The organism is Penaeicola halotolerans, from assembly GCF_016464625.1.
Taxonomy (GTDB): domain Bacteria; phylum Bacteroidota; class Bacteroidia; order Cytophagales; family Cyclobacteriaceae; genus Penaeicola; species Penaeicola halotolerans.
This window is the reverse complement of the sequence record NZ_JAEAGO010000271.1, coordinates 1-203: the sequence shown is the minus strand read 5'-3', so window position 1 is coordinate 203 and position 203 is coordinate 1. Positions and strand designations below refer to the sequence as shown.

Annotated in this window: 1 protein-coding gene; it reads left to right on the top strand. The window is 48.3% G+C overall.

Features of this window, described 5'->3' with window-relative positions; translation table 11 throughout:
• Positions 1-203, top strand: a 203-nt coding sequence (locus tag I5349_RS14235) for a hypothetical protein (protein WP_226391414.1), incomplete at both ends; no start/stop codon positions are given.

Here is a 203-nt window from a genome sequence, read left to right as displayed (position 1 = left end):
AATGCAGATGGTACGGTGACGATAGTGGCTGGTACAGCAGCAGGCACTTACACGGTAACATATGAGATCAGTGAGAACCTGAACCCTACAAATACAGATCAGGCTACGGTCACAGTAGAAGTGGTAGCTCCAGCGATAGTAGCTGTTGATGACACACCAGGCACGGTGAATGGTTTCACTGGAGCAGATGACTTGATCAATGT